Origin of the sequence: Haloplanus sp. CK5-1 (assembly GCF_037201915.1) — an archaeon.
Taxonomy (GTDB): domain Archaea; phylum Halobacteriota; class Halobacteria; order Halobacteriales; family Haloferacaceae; genus Haloplanus; species Haloplanus salilacus.
Window position 1 is genome coordinate 1,195,217 of record NZ_CP147505.1, and the last position, 16,919, is coordinate 1,212,135.

Consider the following 16,919-nt stretch of genomic DNA (forward strand, 5'->3'; position numbering starts at 1 on the left):
CGAGATAAAGAAACTCTCGTCCTCAGCCGATGTACCGGAGGTCGTCGTCGGTGGGCATCTGTGCTCCCTGGTTTTGCATCTCCTGGATCTTGCCGACGACCTCCTCCATCTCGTCGGCGCGGTCCTCCAAGGACTCGTAGTCGAGGTCGAACTCGAGCAGCGACTCCAGAACTTCGAGCACCGCCCGGGCGCTCTTGGGGTCGACCAGGTAGCCGCTGGTCTCGCCCATCAGACAGGCGGCGTCGACGTCGCGACGCGCGCCCAGTCCCAGCAACAGGCCGCTCACGCCGACGATGCCGCCGGCGGGTTCGTCCTCCCGGAACTCGACGCCTTCGGCCTCGAGGTCGTCGATCCGGTCGGCGTCGGTCACCGCTCCCAGGACGTGGTACTCCTCGATGAGTTCGCCCGTCGGGACGCCGCCGAGCGCGAACAGTTCCTCGACGCCGAGGTCCTCGCTCACGTCGAGAAACGCCTCGGTGAGGTGGTAGTGTCCGGCGTTGCTCCCCGCCTGGTGGTCGCCGGTGAGGACGAGGAGGTCACGTCCGTCCGTCTCGACGGCGTGAAATTCGGCGTGGACCAGGTCCGCCACCCCCTCCTCGTCGATGCTCACCTGTGGCGGGAACTCGTCCGCGTACACCCGCCGGACGAGTTCGCTCTCGAACTCCTCGAGGAGGTACTCCGCGGCGAGTTTGCCGACGTGGCCGACTCCGGGCAACCCCTCGATGAGCACCGGATCCGACAGCGTCGGCTCCGCGACCGTCTCGATATCGATGGCGTCCATACGCCCTACTCCCGGTCCCGGCGTTTAAGAGCGCGTCGGTACTCCCCGTAGGGATCGGCGGGGTCGAACGGCGCCGGGGCGGTGTTCACCGCCGCCGCGCCACAGGTCGGACAGTCCGATCCGAGGGTGTACACCGGTCGGTCGTGTGCGGACCGCCACTCGCTACACACTCGGATGTCCGACTTCATTCCTCGTCGGTGCGACGCTCGCGGTGGTACTCGCCGGTGCCGCCGGCCTCGGCGATGGCGGCCCGGGCACGTTCCGCGCTGGCTTCGAGTTCCGACTCCGCGGTCTTGTAGTCGGGTGCGCGCACTTGGATGCGGTACTCCGGCGATCCGACGTAGGAGACCGACAGTTCGATCTCGTCGCTCACGCCGCCGTCGCCCTCGGCGGCCCGGAGCGCCGCCTTGATGTCGTCGACGCCGTCGGCGTTCGGACACTCGAGGTCGACGTAGCCCGTGACGTTGACGTAGGGCACCGAGACGTTCTCGCGGGCGGTCGAGACGACCGTCTCGATCGTCTCCTCGTCGAGGTCGATCCCGTCGAGGGCGTCCTCGCCGCGGATCGCCGCCGTCTCGAAGGCGTCGTAGAGGCTCTCGAACTCCGCCAGCAGGGCATCCGCGACCTCCTGGTAGCGCTCGTCGGAGACGTCCTCGCCGAAGGCGATGCCCATCCAGTTGTCCGCCTTCTGCTCGTTTTTCCACTCCTGGATCTTCTCTTTGCGCTGGTGTTCGTTGACGTCCTTGATCGAGAGGTCGATCTGCTGGGACCCCTCGTCCACGTCGAGCACCTTCGCGACGACCGTCTGTCCCTCGCGGACGTGGTCGCGGACGTTCTTGATCCAGCCGCTGGCGACCTCGCTGATGTGGGCGAGACCGCGCTTGTCCTCGTACTCCTCGAGGTCGACGAACACGCCGAAGTCGGTGATCTCGTCGACCTTGCCGACGACGAGTTCGCCCGTCTCGGGCCAGCCACTGTACTTCATGGTGGAGATATCAGCGTGCCTCGACGGTGCCGGTGACCTCGCCCTCGAACTCCGAGTGGCCGCCGGTCGGTCGGGCGAGTGTGCTCCCACAGACCGCGCAGTTCACCGTCGTCGCGACCTTGCCGAAGACGGTCTGCTCGTTGCCACAGTCGGCACACTCGACGCTCTTGAAGTCCCCAGTCATTCCTGGAACTCCAGTCGGCCGGCGCGCCATCCCTCGCGCATGTGGGCCTTCCCACACTCGGAGCAGCGGTACTTCAGGTTGGTCTTCTTCGTGGGCTTGTCGCCACCGGGCACCTTCGAGAACTTCCCGGCGTTGCCGATGGTGGACGTGTTGCGCTCGCGCTGTCGGTCGATCCACTTCATGCCCGTCTCGCGGCCCCGACGCACTTTCTCGACCTCGTGCTCGAAGTGCCCGTTGCAGTGCGGGCAGTACGTGTTGAATCGGCGTGGCATCTGCATAGATAATCTACCTTACCGGGGATTTCGCGCCGGGCGTTAAAACCCGTTTGGTTCGCCGGCGGCCGGCGACGACTCGCCGTGGTGCGTGGCCGTCGACGCTCGGCGGCCACCCTCGTCTCCCGACCGCCATCGAAGCGATTAAGCCCGAACTGTCCGAACGCCCGCCCATGCAGCACCTCATCGTCAGGGGGGACCCCGGCATCCGGAAGGACGCCGTCATCGACTACGACGGCGAGGAGCAGGTCTGTTTCTCGATCCAGCGCCAGGGCGACTACCACGGCCCCGACGAGGTCCAACTCTGGTGTACCATCGGCACGCCCGACGAGCGCGAGAGCTTCGAGAAGCGACGATACGTCCCACACTGGCTCGACGTGGATTCGATCGACGCCGACGCGCTCGACGTGGTGTCGTCACTCGGTCGGCAGTCGTAGCGTAGCGTCGTGGGCCACGTCCACGGCACGGCCTATCCGTCGACCTGCGGATCGTCCACCCGATAGATCGTCACCGCCTCGTTCTCGAAGACGGGCGTCAGCCCGTCGACGCCGTCGAACGCGACCGGCCCGTAGCGGGCGCGCTCCGCCGGCCCCACCCACACGTAGTCGACGCCGTACGCCTCCAACACGTCGACGGTCCGCTCGGGCGATCCGGTGTAGGCGTCGTCGACGCCGCGGACCCGCGAGAGGTACGGCTCCCGGCCGCGGTAGCCGACCTCGTGGTGCCAGCCCGCGACCGTCGGGACGCCCGTCAGACTCGCGGCAGGACTCGAGTCCCAACTGTACATTCCGGGCGGTGCGGGCGCGTCGCCGCCGGGACCGGGGTAGCGACTCGTCGCCGGCGCGGACAGCAGGGTCGGCCGACCGGACAGGTCGTCGACGTAGGCGATGGCCGCCGCCTCCTCGGGGTGCTCCCGTTCGACGAACGCCGTGGCGTCGAGGGTCGGCTCCCCGCCCGGCGCGAAGTGCGCCGAGAGCGCGAGTCCCGCGTACGGTACCGTGGCGGCGACGACGGCGACGGCCAAGCCGGCCCGGAGCCACCGCGAGCGGGTCCCCGGGACCGACACCCCGCCGACCCACCGCGCGAACGCTGGCAGGGCGACGCCCGCGGCCACGCCCCACAGCACCCACACCTGCATGTACGTCTTGAACACGGTGTTCATGCGGAGCGGTCCGGCCTGCTCGACGACGTACACCAGTTCGACCAGCCCGACCAGCCCCGCGCCGGCGACGATCAGGACCGTCTCGAACCCGACCGGCCGGTCGGTCCGGCAGGCGGCCCACCCCAGAACGAGCAACGGGCCGGCGAGGAGGGCGACGGCGAGGTTCGCCGTCGCCGCGAGCAGGCCGAGTGCACCGAGGCCAACGAGCGGCGCGACGACGCGGTCGACCGACAGCCGATCCAGCAGGTACGCGAGGAAGGTGACGACGAAGGCCCCGTGGACGAGCAGGAGTGCTGGGAGGCTGGATCGCTCCGCGGCGTCGAGGAGTGCGACTTCGCGGCCGCTCCCGGCCCCGAGCAGAAACGGAAGCGACAGGACACCACCGAGGACACCGGCGACGCCGGCGACGGCGAGCGCGCCCCCGAGGTGGGCGAGTTCGTCGGCGAGTGGCCCCGTCGACCGGTCACGGCGCCACGCCGCGAGCCGACGGGAGAGGATCGGCCACGGGTCGGACGGGCCGAGCGCGGCGGCTAGGAAGAGCAGGCCGAACACCGAGGGGACACTCCACGTGTCGACGACGGTCTGGAACCCCGCGAGCAGGGGGAGGGCGAGGAACGCGAGTCGGCGCCGTCGCCAGAGGTCGCCCGGCGGCGTCCGGTAGAGGGCGAAGGCGAGCGCGGCCGCCAGCAGGAGGAACGGCGTCCCCATCATGTGGGCGTGGAGGTCGCCGTTCAGCCACGCGAACAGGGGGAACTCGTTGATCGTCCCGGGGACGACGCGGCTGGCGGTCCAGTAGGAGAACGTGTCGACGCTCCCCCCGACGGTGTCGGCCGAGTAACGCGTCCGGGCGGCGACGGCCCGAACCACGTCGGCCCGGAGCGACCCCGGGAGCCAGCCGACCAGGAGGCGACCGGCCGTGACGAGGTTGCTCGCGACGCCGACGAAGAAGGCCGCTGCCAGTCCCGCCGCCCGCCACGACCCGGCACGTTCGTGCGCCACCGCGCCCGCGAGGCCGTAGGCGGCGGTCACCAGCGTCGCGTAGAAGCCCGCCAGCGAGAGGTTGTAGGCGTAGCGGGTCGGCGTAGCGGTGAGGTCGGCGAGTAACGCCGTCACCAAGTGGCCGCCGTAGTAGTAGCGAACGGGTTCGCCCGCGAACCACATGTCTTCGGGCGGGAGGCTTCCCGCGCGGTCGAGCGCTTTCAACAGGCCGAAATCGAGGAACTTCTCGCCGCCGACGGGGTAGACCGCGGGGTCGACGGCGCGGACGACCACCAGCGCGCCGAAGGCGACGACGAACACCGCCGCCGCCTCCACGCTCCGACGGCCGGGGCGAACGCCGGCGGCGAGGCGGAGCCGCCGGTCCCGGAGCGCGTCCCGGTCGAGCCCCGCGACCAGAGCGAGCGCGACGAGGACGGCGACGCTCGCGGCGAGGGCGGCGGGGCCGAAAGTGAGGTGGCCGACCCAGTAGGCCGTCGTGCCCACGATCACGAGCGCCGTCGGGAGGCCGAATCCAACGCCCCGGCCGGGGAGCGTCGAGAGCAGGCGGGCGGCGACGACCCGCCCGAGACCGGCGAGGACGGCGTACGCGACGAGCCACCGGAGGACGAGACCGTACTCCATCTATCGGATCAGGTGTCAGCGGCGATAAACAGTTTGTGGTGTGTGTCGGCCGCGCGGTCACCCGAACCTCGGTGTCGACGCCGCAACCGAAGTCGGTCGGTTTTTTACTGCCGTCGCGAAAGGCGTTCCCATGACCCGTTCCGTCGGGGTGGTTCTCCCCGCGTACCACCCGGACGTCGACCGACTGGCGGCCTACGTCGACGCCCTCCACGAGACGGTCTCCCCCGAGGTGATCCGCGTCGAACTCGACGCGGCGGAGCCGTCGGTCCGCGACCGCCTCGCGTCGCTGCCAGTCACGGTCAACGAGGCGTCGACCCGCCGGGGAAAGGGAGCGGCGATCACCGCCGGCTTCGAGGCGCTGTCGACGGACGTGGTTGCCTTCGCCGACGCCGACGGCAGCACGCCCGCGGCCTCCGTCGCCGACGTGCTCCGGCCGGTCGTGGCCGGCGACGCCGACCTCGCAGTCGGCTCCCGGCGACACCCCGACGCGACCGTCCAGTCCCACCAGACCGTCGCCCGCCGACACCTGGGCGATGGCTTCGCGTGGCTCGCCCGTCGACTGCTCGACGTCCACCTCTACGACTACCAGTGTGGCGCGAAGGCGCTCACCCGGGACGCTTGGGAGCGGGTTCGCACCCACCTCACCGAACCCGGCTTCGCGTGGGACATCGAACTCGTCGCCATCGCCGACGCCGCCGACTGTCGGATCGTCGAGGTGCCCGTCGTCTGGGAGGACCGTCCCGAGTCGACCGTCTCGCCCGTGCGCACGACGCTCCGTCTCGGCCGGGGACTGATCGCCGCCCGCCATCGCGCCCGACTCCTCCGCGACGACCGCCTGCACACGCTCCTCGACCGACAGCGCGAATCGCCGCCCTCGCTCGTCGACCGGGACCACCGATGAGCGGGGGGCTCGGCAAACTGGAGGAACTGTACTCGGGGATCAGGTTCGGCCAGTTCGTCTCCGTCGGTGCGGTGGGGGCAACGGCGGAGACGATCGTCGTCGCGATCCTGACTGCCGGCTACGGCCTCCTCCCACAACTGGCGAAGGCGGCCGGGGCCGAAGTGTCGATCACGCTCATGTTCCTGATCAACGACCGGTGGACGTTCTCGGAGGCGGGCTCCGAGGGGTGGCTGGCGGGCGGGCGGCGCTACCTCAAGTCGCATCTGGTCCGTGCCGGTGGCCTGTTCGTCGGCTTCGCCGTCCTGACCGTGCTGACGAGTTGGACCGACGTGACGCTCGTGGTGTTCGGGGCCGACCTCTGGCCGACCGTGGCCAACGCCATCGGTATCGGTTGTGGCATGCTGTTGAACTACCTCACCGAGGGGCTGTTCACGTGGCGTGTCGGCCGCGAGTGACGCGTCGGAATCCACGGACGGTACGCGAATCACAACCCTTAATGCCGCGACCGGATTCGGATTCGGTAGCGGGATGGGATAGCCAGGAGATTCCGCCGGGCTCATAACCCGGAGATCGGTGGTTCAAATCCACTTCCCGCTATCTTTCGGACGACACCACGACCGAGGAGCGACGGCGACGTGGTCGCGCCACTCCGTCGGTTTTATGATTCGACGGGTGACACTCCCGGATGTGGTCCCCCTCCAGTTCGGCGTTCCCGGCGGTCCCGAGTTGATGATCCTCGCGTTCGTCGCCCTCGTCATCCCCTTCGTGATGGCGTACTAGGTGTACACCGACGCGACGAAGCGTGGCGACGACCGTGCGGCGCTCTGGTCGCTCGCAGTCGGTGTCCTGACCATCGTCACCGGCGTCGGTGGACTGCTCGCTCTCGCGGTGTACGTCTGGCAGCGGGAGTGAGCCTCGGACGCCCGTTCAGAAGCCGACTTCCGACGGCGTCGACCCGTCGGAGTCGTCGAGTCCCCCGAGGCCGACGAAGGTGTAGTCCTCGTCGACCAGATAGACACCGCCGTCCTCGGTACGCACCTCGACGGCTTCGAGGACCGCGCCCTCGCAGGGACCGAAGGTGCACAGCCCCGTGTCCGTCTCGAAGTACGCCCCGTGGTTCGCACACACCACTTCGCCGTCGCGCATCGGTGCGCCCGACCCCTTGTCCAGTCGCACGTCGAGCAGGTGCCGGCAGTAGTTCAGCCAGCCCCGCACCTCGTCGTCGGGCGTGCGGACGAGCACCGCCTCCCGTCGCTCGTCGGCGGCGACGTCGCTGACGGTACAGAGGAGCGTCGTGTCGGTCGGCATGTCGGAAACCGCGGCGATCCGCCGATCCGAGTCCATCGCACCGGGGTAGCGACGGCTGTGACTTATACTCCCCGACGGCGGATCAGGGAACCTCGTCGACGATCCGGTCCTCGAACAGACGGGCGAGGAGCTCGGTCACGGGACCGCCGCCGACGGCGACGCCGTCGATCCGTTCGACGGGGCGGACACCAGCGGTCGGTTCGGCGACGAAGGCCTCGGCGCCCTCCCGTAGGTCAGAGGGGGTGTACGTACCTTCGACCACCGGGAGGTCCTCGGCATGTGCGAGGCCGCACACGACGGACCGCGTCGCGGTCCGGGCCGTCCGGTCGCCCAGTGCCGGCAGCCGGATCGCGTCGTCGGTGACGAAGGCGGGGTCGCTGGCCGTCCCGCCGACGACGTGGCCGTCGTCGTCGAGGAGGAGTGCCTCGTCCGCCGGATCGCCGTCCGGTGGTGCGGCGTCGCGGAGCTCGGCTTGCGCCCGGACCGCGTCTAGGCGGTGGTGGGTCGCCGCGGCCGACGGCACCGACGCGGGTGGGATGGCCCGCGTCCGGACGGTTTGGAGGCGGACGGCTCCCCGATCGTTCGGCAGGGGGGCGGCCGTCACGACGACCGTCGGGTCCGGGTCCGCGGGCGGCCGCAAGCGGCCGGCGTCGATCCGCGGCGGGTGGGTGGCGCTCCCGCGACCGCGGGTGATCGACAGTCGGACCAGCGCGTCGCTGTGGCCGTTCGCGTCGACGGTGGCCTCGACTCGACTCCTCAGGTCGGCGGCGTCGACGCCGGGGTCGAAACCCAGTGTGTCGCACGCGTCGAACAGGCGGTCGACGTGTCGGCGCCACGCGACGGGCGTCCCACCGACGACACGGACGGGTTCGCTCGCGGCGTCGCCGAGAGTGACACCCCGGTCGTCGACCGGGAGGGTCGCCGACTCGGCATCGACGAGGCGGCCGTCGACGTGGTACCGCATCGCAGGTCAGCGGTCCTGTGCGCGCTCGATCCAGCGACCGACCCGCTTGGGCGAGAGGTCGATGGCCTCGGCGAGGTCGTCCGCGTCCGCGGCCGCGAGGTCGGCCACCGAATCGATGCCCGCCTTCGACAGCCGGTCGGCGTACGCGGGGCCGATACCCTTGATCACGTCGGTCGGCTCGGCGGTTCCGTCGTCGCCCGCCGCATCGTCGTCCGTCGCCCCGTGTTCCCCGGTCGTCTCCCCCTCCGATTCGGCCTCGGCCGTACCGAGTTCGGTCTCCACGCCACCGTCGGGTCCGGCTGCTTCGGCCGGTTCTGCCGCCCCGTCACGGTCGACGAGCGTCTCCGTCGATGCCGACGCGTCGGTGGTGGCGGCCGCGCCGTCGTCGTCCTCCGCGGCCTCCATGTCGGTCCCCTTCACGGCCGCTTCGGTGTCGGTTCGCGCCTCGCGCTCGACGCTGACGGTCGCGTCTCGCTCCTCGTCGTCGGTCGAGGTGTCGGCCAACCCGAGTAGCGACAGGAGCGTGTCCAAGATTCCCATTGCGCCTCCTTAGGGCCGCCCGATATTTAAAAACCTTCGAGACTGTCAGAGATGTGATCGGAGTGCGTCGTTCATCGCCTCGACGGGGGCGTCTCGGCCGGTCCAGCGCTCGAACGCGGCGACCCCTTGAAAGAGGAGCATCCAGGCGCCGTCGACGGTCGTGGCACCCGCGGCCGCGGCGTCCCGGAGCAGGCGCGTCTCCACCGGCGAGTACACCGCGTCGAGGACGGCCAGATCGGTGTGGAGCAGCTCGGCGGGCACCGGCGTCTCGTCTTCCTCCATCCCGACGCTCGTCGCGTTGACGAGCAGGGTCGCTTCGGGAACCCGGTCGGCGAGAGTGTCGAGGCCCCCGCCCGTCACGGTGGCCCCGCCCGGGAGTCCGTCACGCACGTCGGCCGCGAGCGATTCCGCGCGCTCGACGGTCCGGTTCGCGACGTGGACGGCGTCACACGACTCCGCGAGCGTGAAGGCGACGGCGCGTCCGGCCCCCCCAGCCCCGACGACGACGGCGTCACCCGATGGATCGACACCGTGGTGCTCGAGCGCCCGCCGAACGCCGGCTGCGTCGGTGTTGTACCCACGCGGCGGCGACGTGGAGAAGTCGACCGTGTTGACCGCGCCGATGCGTGCCGCGCGGTCGTCGGGATCGACGGCCGCCAGGACGTCCCGCTTGAACGGGATGGTGACGTTGAGTCCGTCGACCCCCAGCGCCGCCGCGCCCTTGACTGCGGCCGCGGCATCGTCGGGATCGGGTTCGAAGGTGACGTATCTGGCCTCCATCCCCAGTTCCTCGTAGGCCGCCTCGTGCATCGGCGGCGAGAGCGAGTGACCGACGGGGTTACCGATCAGGCCGAAGACGTGCATCGTCATCGCGGCAGTGTAGCGAGCGCAGGGGGAAAAGCCCCCGCGACCGAGCGCCGGATCCGTCTCTTTCCCCCAAATCCCCCGATTTCACGGTCCAGAGAGGTTCTATCCACCGGTGGCTCGATTTGGCGGTCGCCTCCGTATTCGGCGCTGTTGAGGCTCGAACCCATCGATATCGGGCGTATGGGCGACAACTTGTGTTTTATATTCGGTGGAGACGGACGGAGGGTACGAACGTTTCAATGACACGGACACAGACACGGCAGGCGGCGACCAGGGGTGGACGATGAGACGCCAGACGCTCGGCGCGGTCGCCGGAGCGGTCGCGCTGACGCTCCCGTGGACCGTCGTGTGGGCGACCGGGGCCGCCGGAGGGCTCTCGACGGGTGTGACCGTCGCGGTGAGTGGACTCTCGGTGCTCGGCGCGTCGTTCCTGCTCGCCTGGGGTGCGGAGACCGCCGAGAAGGACGTGCCCCGGGCCTTCGCCATCGCCGTCCTCGCGGTGCTCGCCGTCGCCCCGGAGTACGCGGTCGACGCGCTGTACGCGTGGAACGCGGGCGTGTTCGCGGGAACCGAACGGGGCATCGAAGCGGGGAACCTCGCCGTCGCCAACATGACCGGCGCGAACCGCATCCTCATCGGAATCGGGTGGGCCGGCGTCGCCCTCTTCACCGTCTTCCGGAAGGGTTCGTCGTCCGACCTGGCGGTCGAGAAGCGCGACGGCTTCCTCGCCGACGCGGTCACCCTCGACCCCGACATCGGCCTCGAAATCGTCTTCCTGTTTCTCGCCACCCTCTGGGCGTTTCTCGTCCCCTTCGGCGGCGGTATCGACATCCTCGACATGCTGGTTCTCGTCGGTATCTACGTCGCCTACATCGCCGTCATCATCCGCGGCGACGTCGAACACGAGGAGGAACAGGTCGGGGTCCCGGCGTACCTCCAGACCTTCCCCAAACCGTACCGTGCGGCGACGGTTCTCCTCCTCTTTCTCTACTCCGGACTCATGATATTCACCGCCGTCGAACCGTTCGCCCACGGCCTCGAGAACCTCGGCCAGAGCGTCGGCATCCCCTCCTTTTTCATGATCCAGTGGATCGCGCCGCTGGCCTCCGAGTCGCCGGAGTTGATCGTCGTCGTCTACCTGGTGAACAAGGCCCGCTCGACCGCTGGGTTCAACGCCCTCATCTCCTCGAAGCTCAACCAGTGGACGCTGCTCATCGGCACGCTCGTGGTCGTCCACTCCATCGCGCTCGGCCAGTACGGTGCGCTTCCCTTCGACCAGAAACAGTCGGCCGAGATCTGGCTGACCGCCGCCCAGTCTTTCTTCGCTATCGGCCTCCTCGTCAACTTCGAGATCTCCGTCCGGGAGGCGCTGGTGTTGCTCGTGTTGTTCCTCTCGCAGGTCTTCTCGGAGTTCCTGCTCATCCGCGAGGTCCTCGTCCTGCCCATCTCGGACTACGAACTCCTGTTGGCGTTCACCGGGATCTACCTGGTGCTCGGCGTCTCGCTGTTCGTGTCGCGGCGGGCGGCCTTGGGGAGCATCCTCCAGCAGTCGATCGGCACGGTGACCGACGCGTTTTCGGCCGCCGACCACCCACGGGGGGCGGACTGAGATGTTCGACGACGTCCTGATCGCGGTCGACGGAAGCGAGTGTGCGCGTCGGGCGGCCAAACACGGGTTCGAACTCGCGGCTCGGTACGACGCCGAGGCCACCGTCGTCACCGTGTACGGCGGGGCCGACGAGCGTGGACGGGCGGTCCTCGACGAGACTGCGGCGCTGGCGACCGACGTGGGTGTTCCAGTCGAGAGCGAACTCCTCTCGGGAAAGCCGGCGAGCACCATCGCTGGTCGCGCGGCCGACGGCGGTGCCGACCTCGTCGTCGTCGGACGGCAGGGGCGGTCAGGTGTGGCAAAGCGGATCCTCGGTAGCGTCACCGAGCGCCTCCTGCGCCGGAGCGACGTGCCGGTGTTGACCGTGCCCGCTGGCGACATCGAGGACGACACCGGCGCGGACTACGGGACCGTCCTCGCGACCACCGACGGGAGCGAGGTGGCCGAGCGAGTGGCTCCCTACGGGGCCGACATCGCCCGCCGATTCGGGGCGACGCTCCACGCCCTCTCCGTCGTCGACATCCAGGCCGAAGCCGGGGTGTTCAACGCCGGCGGCGTCGGCAAGGAGTTCGTCGAGCGCCTCGAAACCCGTGGACGACAGGCGGTCGACGACCTGGTCGACGGCATCGACACGGCGGACTTCGAGGTTCGGACGTCCGTCGTCCGCGGCACCGCTCACGACGCCATCGCCGACTACGTCGACGACGAGGGCGTCGATCTGCTCGTCATGTCGTCCGAAGGGCAGACCAACCTCGCCGGCCAGCAGTTGGGCACCGTCACGGGTCGGGTCCTCCGGAGCGTCGACCGCCCGGTACTGGTCGTCACCGGGGACTGACCGCGCCGGACCGCGGTCGTTTTGTGGGTCGACCGCCAGAGTCCGGCGTGATCGCTATCGTCGTCAGTCGTGCCGACAACGCCTCCGAACACATCGGCGAGCAGTTACTCGACCTGGCCGACTGGACCGAGGGCCGGGACGACACGCGGCCGGACGCCGACGGCGGCGGCGTCTACTACCGGACCGACGGGTTCGAACTCCGGACGTTCGACGACATCCACATCCACCTCGAACGCCCCGACGTCGCCTTCGACGACCCCGATCTGCTGATCGTCGTCTCGCGTCACTCCGGCGAGACCGGCCCGCTCCTGACCGCCCACCACACGGGTAACTTCGGCGAGGCGGAGTACGGCGGCGACCCCGGTCGGTTCGCCCGAGCGCCACCCAACGCCGCCAGCGACGTCGTCGCCGCCCTCGACCGGCACGCGCCTCCCGACTACGAGGTCGGAACCGAGTGTACCCACCACGGCCCGACCGACGTCGGCGTGCCGTCGATGTTCGTCGAACTCGGGAGCAGCGAGGCCGAGTGGACGGATCCCGAGGGGGCGATGGCGGTGGCTCGGGCCGTCCTCGACCTCCGGGGTGTCGACGCCGACCGCGAGAAACAGATCGCCGGCTTCGGCGGTGGCCACTACGCACCCCGTTTCGGCCGGATCGTCCGCGACACCGAGTGGGCGGTGGGCCACGTCGCCGCCGACTGGGGGCTAGAGGCCATGGGGAACCCGGCGACGAACCGGGACGTGATCCGGCGGGCGGTCGAGGCCAGCGCGACCGACGTCGTCCTCGTCGAGGGCGACCGACCGGGATTGGAGTCGGTCCTCGACGACCTGGGCTACCGCGTCGTCACCGAGACGTGGCTCCGGGAGACGGGCGATCACCCCCTTCACTTTGTCGACGCCGCCGAGGATCGACTCGCCCCTGTCGAGGACGGCCTCCGCTTCGGCGACGCCGTGCCCTCGGTCGAGGGCCGCGACCCCGACGCGGCCATCGCCGTCGCGTCCTTGCCGACCGACCTGATCGACGCGGCCCACGCCGTCGACGCCGAGGCGACCCGCGCGGCCGTCGAGGGAGTCGCCGTCGCCTTCGAGACGGTGGAGGCCGGGACCCGACCCCGTGGGCGGGTGGCGCTCCCGGCGACCGACCCCACGACCGCGGCCGACGACCTGACCGACGCCCTGGCCGCCGTCCTGCGGACGGGCGACGGCGACGTGGAACGCCGCGACGACGAGGTGGTCGTCCGGACGGAGTCGTTCGACCCCGCCGCCGCCCGTCGGCTCGGCATCCCGGAGGGACCAGCCTTCGGCCGCCTCGCGGACGGGCAGGCCGTCGACGTCGACGGCGAACGGATCGATCCCGCGGTGGTGCAACGCGAACGAGTCGAACGTCTCCCGGCCGTCGAGCCGCCGGAAACATAACGAAAGTTACCATTGTCTGACGCACGCAAGACGCGACGACGAGTCGGTTCCGCGGAGCGTCAGACGCACGCGTGACAACGGGCGGAAAGATAATGTGGCTGCCTTCGAAACGCGTGGACATACCATGGACTCGATCGTGGAGGATGCCATCGAGGACGCCGAGGAGCCGGGGGATGGGACCACGGCCGACGCGGATCCGGCCGCGGGTCGGGAGCCAGCCGCCGAGAGCGACGCCTCGAACCGTTCGGGGAAGATGACCGACGACGAACTCGAAGACGTTCTGGAGGATCTCCAGACGGACATCACCGTCGTCGGCTGTGGGGGCGCCGGCGGCAACACTGTCAACCGGATGGCCGAAGAAGGGATCGACGGTGCGAACCTCGTCGCGGCCAACACCGACGTCCAGCACTTGGTCGACGTCGAGGCCGACACCAAGATTCTCATGGGCGAGGAGAAGACCGGCGGCCGGGGTGCGGGTTCGGTTCCACAGGTCGGCGAGGAGGCCGCGATCGAGAGTCAAGAGGACATCTACGGGGCCATCGAGGGGTCCGACATGGTGTTCGTCACCGCGGGACTTGGCGGTGGCACCGGCACCGGGTCGGCCCCCGTCGTCGCGGAGGCGGCCCGCGAGTCGGGTGCGCTCACCATCGCCATCGTGACGACACCGTTTACCGCCGAGGGCGAGGTCCGCCGGACCAACGCCGAGGCCGGCCTCGAACGACTGCGCGACGTGGCCGACACCGTCATCGTCGTGCCCAACGACCGACTGCTCGACTCCGTCGGGAAACTCCCGGTCAAGCAGGCGTTCAAGGTGTCCGACGAAGTGTTGATGCGCTCGGTGAAGGGAATCACCGAACTCATCACCAAACAGGGCCTCGTCAACTTGGACTTCGCCGACGTGAAGACGGTCATGAAGAAAGGCGGCGTCGCCATGATCGGTCTGGGCGAGAGCGACTCGGAGCAGAAGGCCCAGGACTCGGTGCGCTCCGCCCTGCGGTCGCCCCTGCTCGACGTGGACATCTCCGGGGCTAACTCGGCGCTCGTCAACGTCACCGGCGGCACCGACATGGCCATCGAGGAGGCCGAGGGCGTCGTCGAGGAGATTTACGACCGCATCGACCCCGACGCCCGCATCATCTGGGGCACCTCCATCGACGAGGAACTCGACGGCACGATGCGGACGATGATCGTCGTCACGGGCGTCGAGTCGCCCCAGATCTACGGGCGCGGGGACGAGGCGGCGACCGAGGAGGCACCGGCCGGCGGTGCGACGCCCGAACCGACGCCCGAACCGACGACCGACGACATCGACTACGTGGAGTAGCGCTCGCCGGCCGGTCCGGATCTTATCAATAGATAAAAAAAGCCGGCTCGCGTAGCTCGGCTATGGACGTCAAATACGACCTCGCAAGCTACGTCCGCGTGCTCAAGATGGCGAGCACGCCGTCGTGGAACGAGTTCTCGCAGATCGCCAAGATCGCGGGGGCGGGGATCTTTCTCGTCGGCCTCCTCGGATTTGTCATGTTCGCCATCATGACCTTCATCCCCGGAGGCGGCTGATATGGGCATCTTCGCAGTCAAGACCACGGCCAGTCAGGAGCGAACCGTCGCGGACATGATCGCCAGCCGCGAGGAGGACGAGGTGCACGCCGTCCTCGCGCCCGACTCGCTGACGAGTTACGTGATGGTCGAGGCCGAAAACAGCGCCGTCCTCGAACGCGTGATGGAGGAGATTCCCCACGCCCGGAGCATCGTCCCCGGCACCTCCTCGCTCACCGAGGTGGAACACTTCCTCTCGCCGACGCCGGACGTCGAGGGCATCGCCGAGAGCGACATCGTGGAACTCATCGCCGGCCCGTTCAAAGGCGAGAAAGCCCGTGTCCAGCGGATCGACGAAGGGAAAGATCAGGTGACAGTCGAACTGTACGAGGCGACCGTCCCGATCCCCGTGACGGTCCGTGGCGACCAGATCCGGGTGCTCGATAGCGAGGAGCGGTAGCTCCTCGAATATCCGGACGTGGTCCGGCGACAGCGAAGAACGCTAGCGCGCCTTTCCGGTCTCGATTCCCGTCGGTCGGCTCACACGACATCGCCGGAATGACAACCACTAACTGCGGCGTCCGACCAGAGTGAAACGTGACGACGGCAGGGCAGACCCGCATCGACATGCACGTGAAAGTGCTGGACGATCGTGTCGTCGAGCGAGCGAAAGCCCGCGGCCTCGACATGTTGGTGTACGCCCCGCATTTCACACGGTTACCGACCATCCGCGACCGTGCTGCACGCTTCTCCGACGACGACCTCCTCGTCGTCCCCGCGCGCGAAGTGTTCACCGGACCGTGGCACGCCCGCCGGCACCTCCTCGTGGTCGGACTGTCCGATCCCGTCCCCGATTTCATCACGTTCCGCGGCGCCCTCGCCGAGTTCGACCGACAGGACGCGGCGGTCCTCGCACCCCACCCCGAGATGCTGAACGTCAGTTGCTCGCGGGCGGACGTGGCCGCCGACCCCGACGCCTTCGCTGCCGTCGAGACGCACAACGCGAAATGTCTCCCCCACCAGAACCGTCGGGCACGGATCGTCGCGCGCAAGACGGGGTTGCCGGGGTTCGGATCGTCGTACGCCCACTTCCGGGCCACCGTCGGCGAGGTGTGGACCGACTTCGACGTGAGCATCGACTCTGAGGCCGACCTCGTGGCGGCGCTTCGATCCGGAACGCCACGGCGGGTCGTCCGTCGGAGCGGTGCAGACCACCACCTCCGCGGACTCGCGGAGTTCGCCCACCTCGGCTACGAGAACTCGTGGGGCAAGATCGACCGCCTCTTCCTCTCCGGGACCGAGCCGACCAATCCCAGCCACATCGCCTACGGTGACCGGTTCGACGACCTGACGGTCTACTGATCGGGTTACACCGGAAGCGCGTTCACGACGCTCGTCGGGATGGCGTTCAACGCGTTCGCCGTCCGGTCGAGTGGCAGCACGTAGAAGTGGATGCCGCCGAGGACGCCGAGTTCGATACCGGTGACGATCACCGTCACGAGGTCGGCGTACTTGCTACTGGTCGTCACGCCCGACGGGAGTCCCCACTCCTGACTGGTCAGCGGGTAGAAGAAGGCGATGCCCCGACGACTCCCGACCACATCGAGGAGGAAGTGCGTCGCGACGCCGATCCAGACGTACTGGAGGTTGCCGAAGAGGACGGGAAACGCGGCGACGACGCCCAACACGAACACGTTGTGGAGCGTCTTGCGGTGTTTGCCGAAAGCCGTGTCCACGTCCGGAAAGAGCGCGCCGAGGACGACCGGAACGGAGAGTTCGATCACCATCACCGCGGAGTCGAGCGCGGCCGACGCCGAGAGGGTCGTCGGCGTCGCCAGCACGACGCCGAGGCCGACGCTCAACAGCGCCGCGTTGAGTACGTGTCCTTTCTTGTTCATTCGGCCGGTGGTTCGACCCCCCTCGACTCGAAACTACCG

22 protein-coding genes and 1 tRNA gene are annotated in these 16,919 nt (G+C 69.0%); 12 read left to right on the forward strand and 11 right to left on the reverse strand.

What is annotated here, in order from left to right; translation table 11 throughout:
- Window positions 1-22 precede the first annotated feature (22 nt).
- The 5 genes from NBT81_RS06360 to NBT81_RS06380 are packed head-to-tail and all read right to left on the reverse strand — an operon-like array spanning window position 23 to window position 2,228.
- Window positions 23-781, reverse strand: coding sequence for a proteasome assembly chaperone family protein (locus NBT81_RS06360; protein WP_338741893.1), 759 nt, complete (start codon window positions 779-781; stop codon window positions 23-25).
- 5 nt (window positions 782-786) lie between these two features.
- Window positions 787-969: an RNA-protein complex protein Nop10 gene (locus NBT81_RS06365; protein WP_338741895.1), complete on the reverse strand. Its 183-nt coding sequence runs from the start codon at window positions 967-969 to the stop codon at window positions 787-789.
- Window positions 966-1,766 carry a translation initiation factor IF-2 subunit alpha gene (locus tag NBT81_RS06370; RefSeq protein ID WP_338741896.1) on the reverse strand — a complete coding sequence of 267 codons (801 nt, stop codon included), beginning with the start codon at window positions 1,764-1,766 and terminating at the stop codon, window positions 966-968. Before NBT81_RS06370 ends, NBT81_RS06365 begins: the two co-directional genes overlap by 4 nt.
- A 10-nt stretch (window positions 1,767-1,776) precedes the next feature.
- On the reverse strand, window positions 1,777-1,950 hold the full coding sequence (locus NBT81_RS06375; RefSeq protein ID WP_338741897.1) for a 30S ribosomal protein S27e: 174 nt from the start codon (window positions 1,948-1,950) through the stop codon (window positions 1,777-1,779).
- Complete coding sequence (locus NBT81_RS06380; protein ID WP_092631957.1) at window positions 1,947-2,228, reverse strand: 50S ribosomal protein L44e; 282 nt, start codon at window positions 2,226-2,228, stop codon at window positions 1,947-1,949. The genes NBT81_RS06375 and NBT81_RS06380 overlap by 4 nt, the downstream gene beginning before the upstream one ends.
- Before the next feature lie 167 nt (window positions 2,229-2,395).
- On the opposite strand from NBT81_RS06380, the gene NBT81_RS06385 reads away from it, so the two are divergent.
- Window positions 2,396-2,659, forward strand: coding sequence for an HAH_0734 family protein (locus NBT81_RS06385; protein WP_338741898.1), 264 nt, complete (start codon window positions 2,396-2,398; stop codon window positions 2,657-2,659).
- A 32-nt stretch (window positions 2,660-2,691) separates the two neighbouring features.
- Here NBT81_RS06385 and NBT81_RS06390 read toward each other — a convergent pair whose 3' ends face one another.
- Complete coding sequence (locus NBT81_RS06390) at window positions 2,692-5,004, reverse strand: DUF2298 domain-containing protein (RefSeq protein WP_338741900.1); 2,313 nt, start codon at window positions 5,002-5,004, stop codon at window positions 2,692-2,694.
- A 130-nt stretch (window positions 5,005-5,134) separates the two neighbouring features.
- On the opposite strand from NBT81_RS06390, the gene NBT81_RS06395 reads away from it, so the two are divergent.
- The 4 genes from NBT81_RS06395 to NBT81_RS06410 all read left to right on the forward strand — a co-directional run bounded on the left by NBT81_RS06395 (window position 5,135) and on the right by NBT81_RS06410 (window position 6,817).
- Window positions 5,135-5,905 (forward strand): glycosyltransferase, encoded by a 771-nt coding sequence (locus tag NBT81_RS06395; RefSeq protein ID WP_338741902.1) that lies wholly within the window; start codon window positions 5,135-5,137, stop codon window positions 5,903-5,905.
- Entirely contained in the window at window positions 5,902-6,360 is a 459-nt protein-coding gene (locus tag NBT81_RS06400) for a GtrA family protein (protein ID WP_338741903.1), read from the forward strand. The genes NBT81_RS06395 and NBT81_RS06400 overlap by 4 nt, the downstream gene beginning before the upstream one ends.
- A 67-nt stretch (window positions 6,361-6,427) precedes the next feature.
- Window positions 6,428-6,502: transfer RNA gene (locus NBT81_RS06405), tRNA-Met, on the forward strand.
- A 183-nt stretch (window positions 6,503-6,685) separates the two neighbouring features.
- Window positions 6,686-6,817: a hypothetical protein gene (locus NBT81_RS06410; RefSeq protein ID WP_338741905.1), complete on the forward strand. Its 132-nt coding sequence runs from the start codon at window positions 6,686-6,688 to the stop codon at window positions 6,815-6,817.
- A gap of 15 nt (window positions 6,818-6,832) precedes the next feature.
- On the opposite strand, the gene NBT81_RS06415 is transcribed toward NBT81_RS06410, so the two are convergent.
- Genes NBT81_RS06415 through NBT81_RS06430 form a run of 4 tightly spaced genes read right to left on the reverse strand, consistent with a single transcriptional unit; the run spans window position 6,833 to window position 9,581 of the window.
- Entirely contained in the window at window positions 6,833-7,249 is a 417-nt protein-coding gene (locus NBT81_RS06415; RefSeq protein WP_338741906.1) for a Rieske (2Fe-2S) protein, read from the reverse strand.
- Window positions 7,250-7,295: 46 nt separating this feature from the next.
- Window positions 7,296-8,177, reverse strand: a complete 882-nt coding sequence (locus tag NBT81_RS06420) for an aminotransferase class IV (RefSeq protein ID WP_338741907.1) — start codon at window positions 8,175-8,177, stop codon at window positions 7,296-7,298.
- Between the two features lie 6 nt (window positions 8,178-8,183).
- Window positions 8,184-8,717 (reverse strand): helix-hairpin-helix domain-containing protein, encoded by a 534-nt coding sequence (locus NBT81_RS06425; RefSeq protein ID WP_338741909.1) that lies wholly within the window; start codon window positions 8,715-8,717, stop codon window positions 8,184-8,186.
- A gap of 45 nt (window positions 8,718-8,762) precedes the next feature.
- Window positions 8,763-9,581, reverse strand: coding sequence for a shikimate dehydrogenase (locus tag NBT81_RS06430; protein WP_338742510.1), 819 nt, complete (start codon window positions 9,579-9,581; stop codon window positions 8,763-8,765).
- Window positions 9,582-9,867: 286 nt separating this feature from the next.
- Here NBT81_RS06430 and NBT81_RS06435 point away from each other — a divergent pair, with 286 nt between their 5' ends.
- From NBT81_RS06435 to NBT81_RS06465, 7 genes are all read left to right on the forward strand, one after another.
- Window positions 9,868-11,193, forward strand: coding sequence for a sodium:calcium antiporter (locus tag NBT81_RS06435; RefSeq protein ID WP_338741910.1), 1,326 nt, complete (start codon window positions 9,868-9,870; stop codon window positions 11,191-11,193).
- Between the two features lies 1 nt (window position 11,194).
- Entirely contained in the window at window positions 11,195-12,028 is an 834-nt protein-coding gene (locus NBT81_RS06440) for a universal stress protein (RefSeq protein ID WP_338741911.1), read from the forward strand.
- Between the two features lie 47 nt (window positions 12,029-12,075).
- The gene (locus tag NBT81_RS06445; RefSeq protein WP_338742511.1) at window positions 12,076-13,443 is read left to right on the forward strand and encodes a D-aminoacyl-tRNA deacylase; all 1,368 of its coding nucleotides are present in this window, start codon (window positions 12,076-12,078) and stop codon (window positions 13,441-13,443) included.
- A 124-nt stretch (window positions 13,444-13,567) separates the two neighbouring features.
- A complete protein-coding gene (ftsZ, locus tag NBT81_RS06450) occupies window positions 13,568-14,767 on the forward strand; it encodes a cell division protein FtsZ (protein ID WP_338741912.1) in 1,200 nt (399 codons plus the stop codon).
- Window positions 14,768-14,829: 62 nt separating this feature from the next.
- Window positions 14,830-15,003, forward strand: coding sequence for a protein translocase SEC61 complex subunit gamma (locus NBT81_RS06455; protein WP_338741914.1), 174 nt, complete (start codon window positions 14,830-14,832; stop codon window positions 15,001-15,003).
- A gap of 1 nt (window position 15,004) precedes the next feature.
- Complete coding sequence (locus NBT81_RS06460; protein WP_338741916.1) at window positions 15,005-15,442, forward strand: transcription elongation factor Spt5; 438 nt, start codon at window positions 15,005-15,007, stop codon at window positions 15,440-15,442.
- Between the two features lie 167 nt (window positions 15,443-15,609).
- Complete coding sequence (locus tag NBT81_RS06465) at window positions 15,610-16,344, forward strand: PHP-associated domain-containing protein (protein ID WP_338742512.1); 735 nt, start codon at window positions 15,610-15,612, stop codon at window positions 16,342-16,344.
- Between the two features lie 5 nt (window positions 16,345-16,349).
- On the opposite strand, the gene NBT81_RS06470 is transcribed toward NBT81_RS06465, so the two are convergent.
- Window positions 16,350-16,880 (reverse strand): metal-dependent hydrolase, encoded by a 531-nt coding sequence (locus NBT81_RS06470; RefSeq protein WP_338741918.1) that lies wholly within the window; start codon window positions 16,878-16,880, stop codon window positions 16,350-16,352.
- Between the last annotated feature and the right edge of the window lie 39 nt (window positions 16,881-16,919).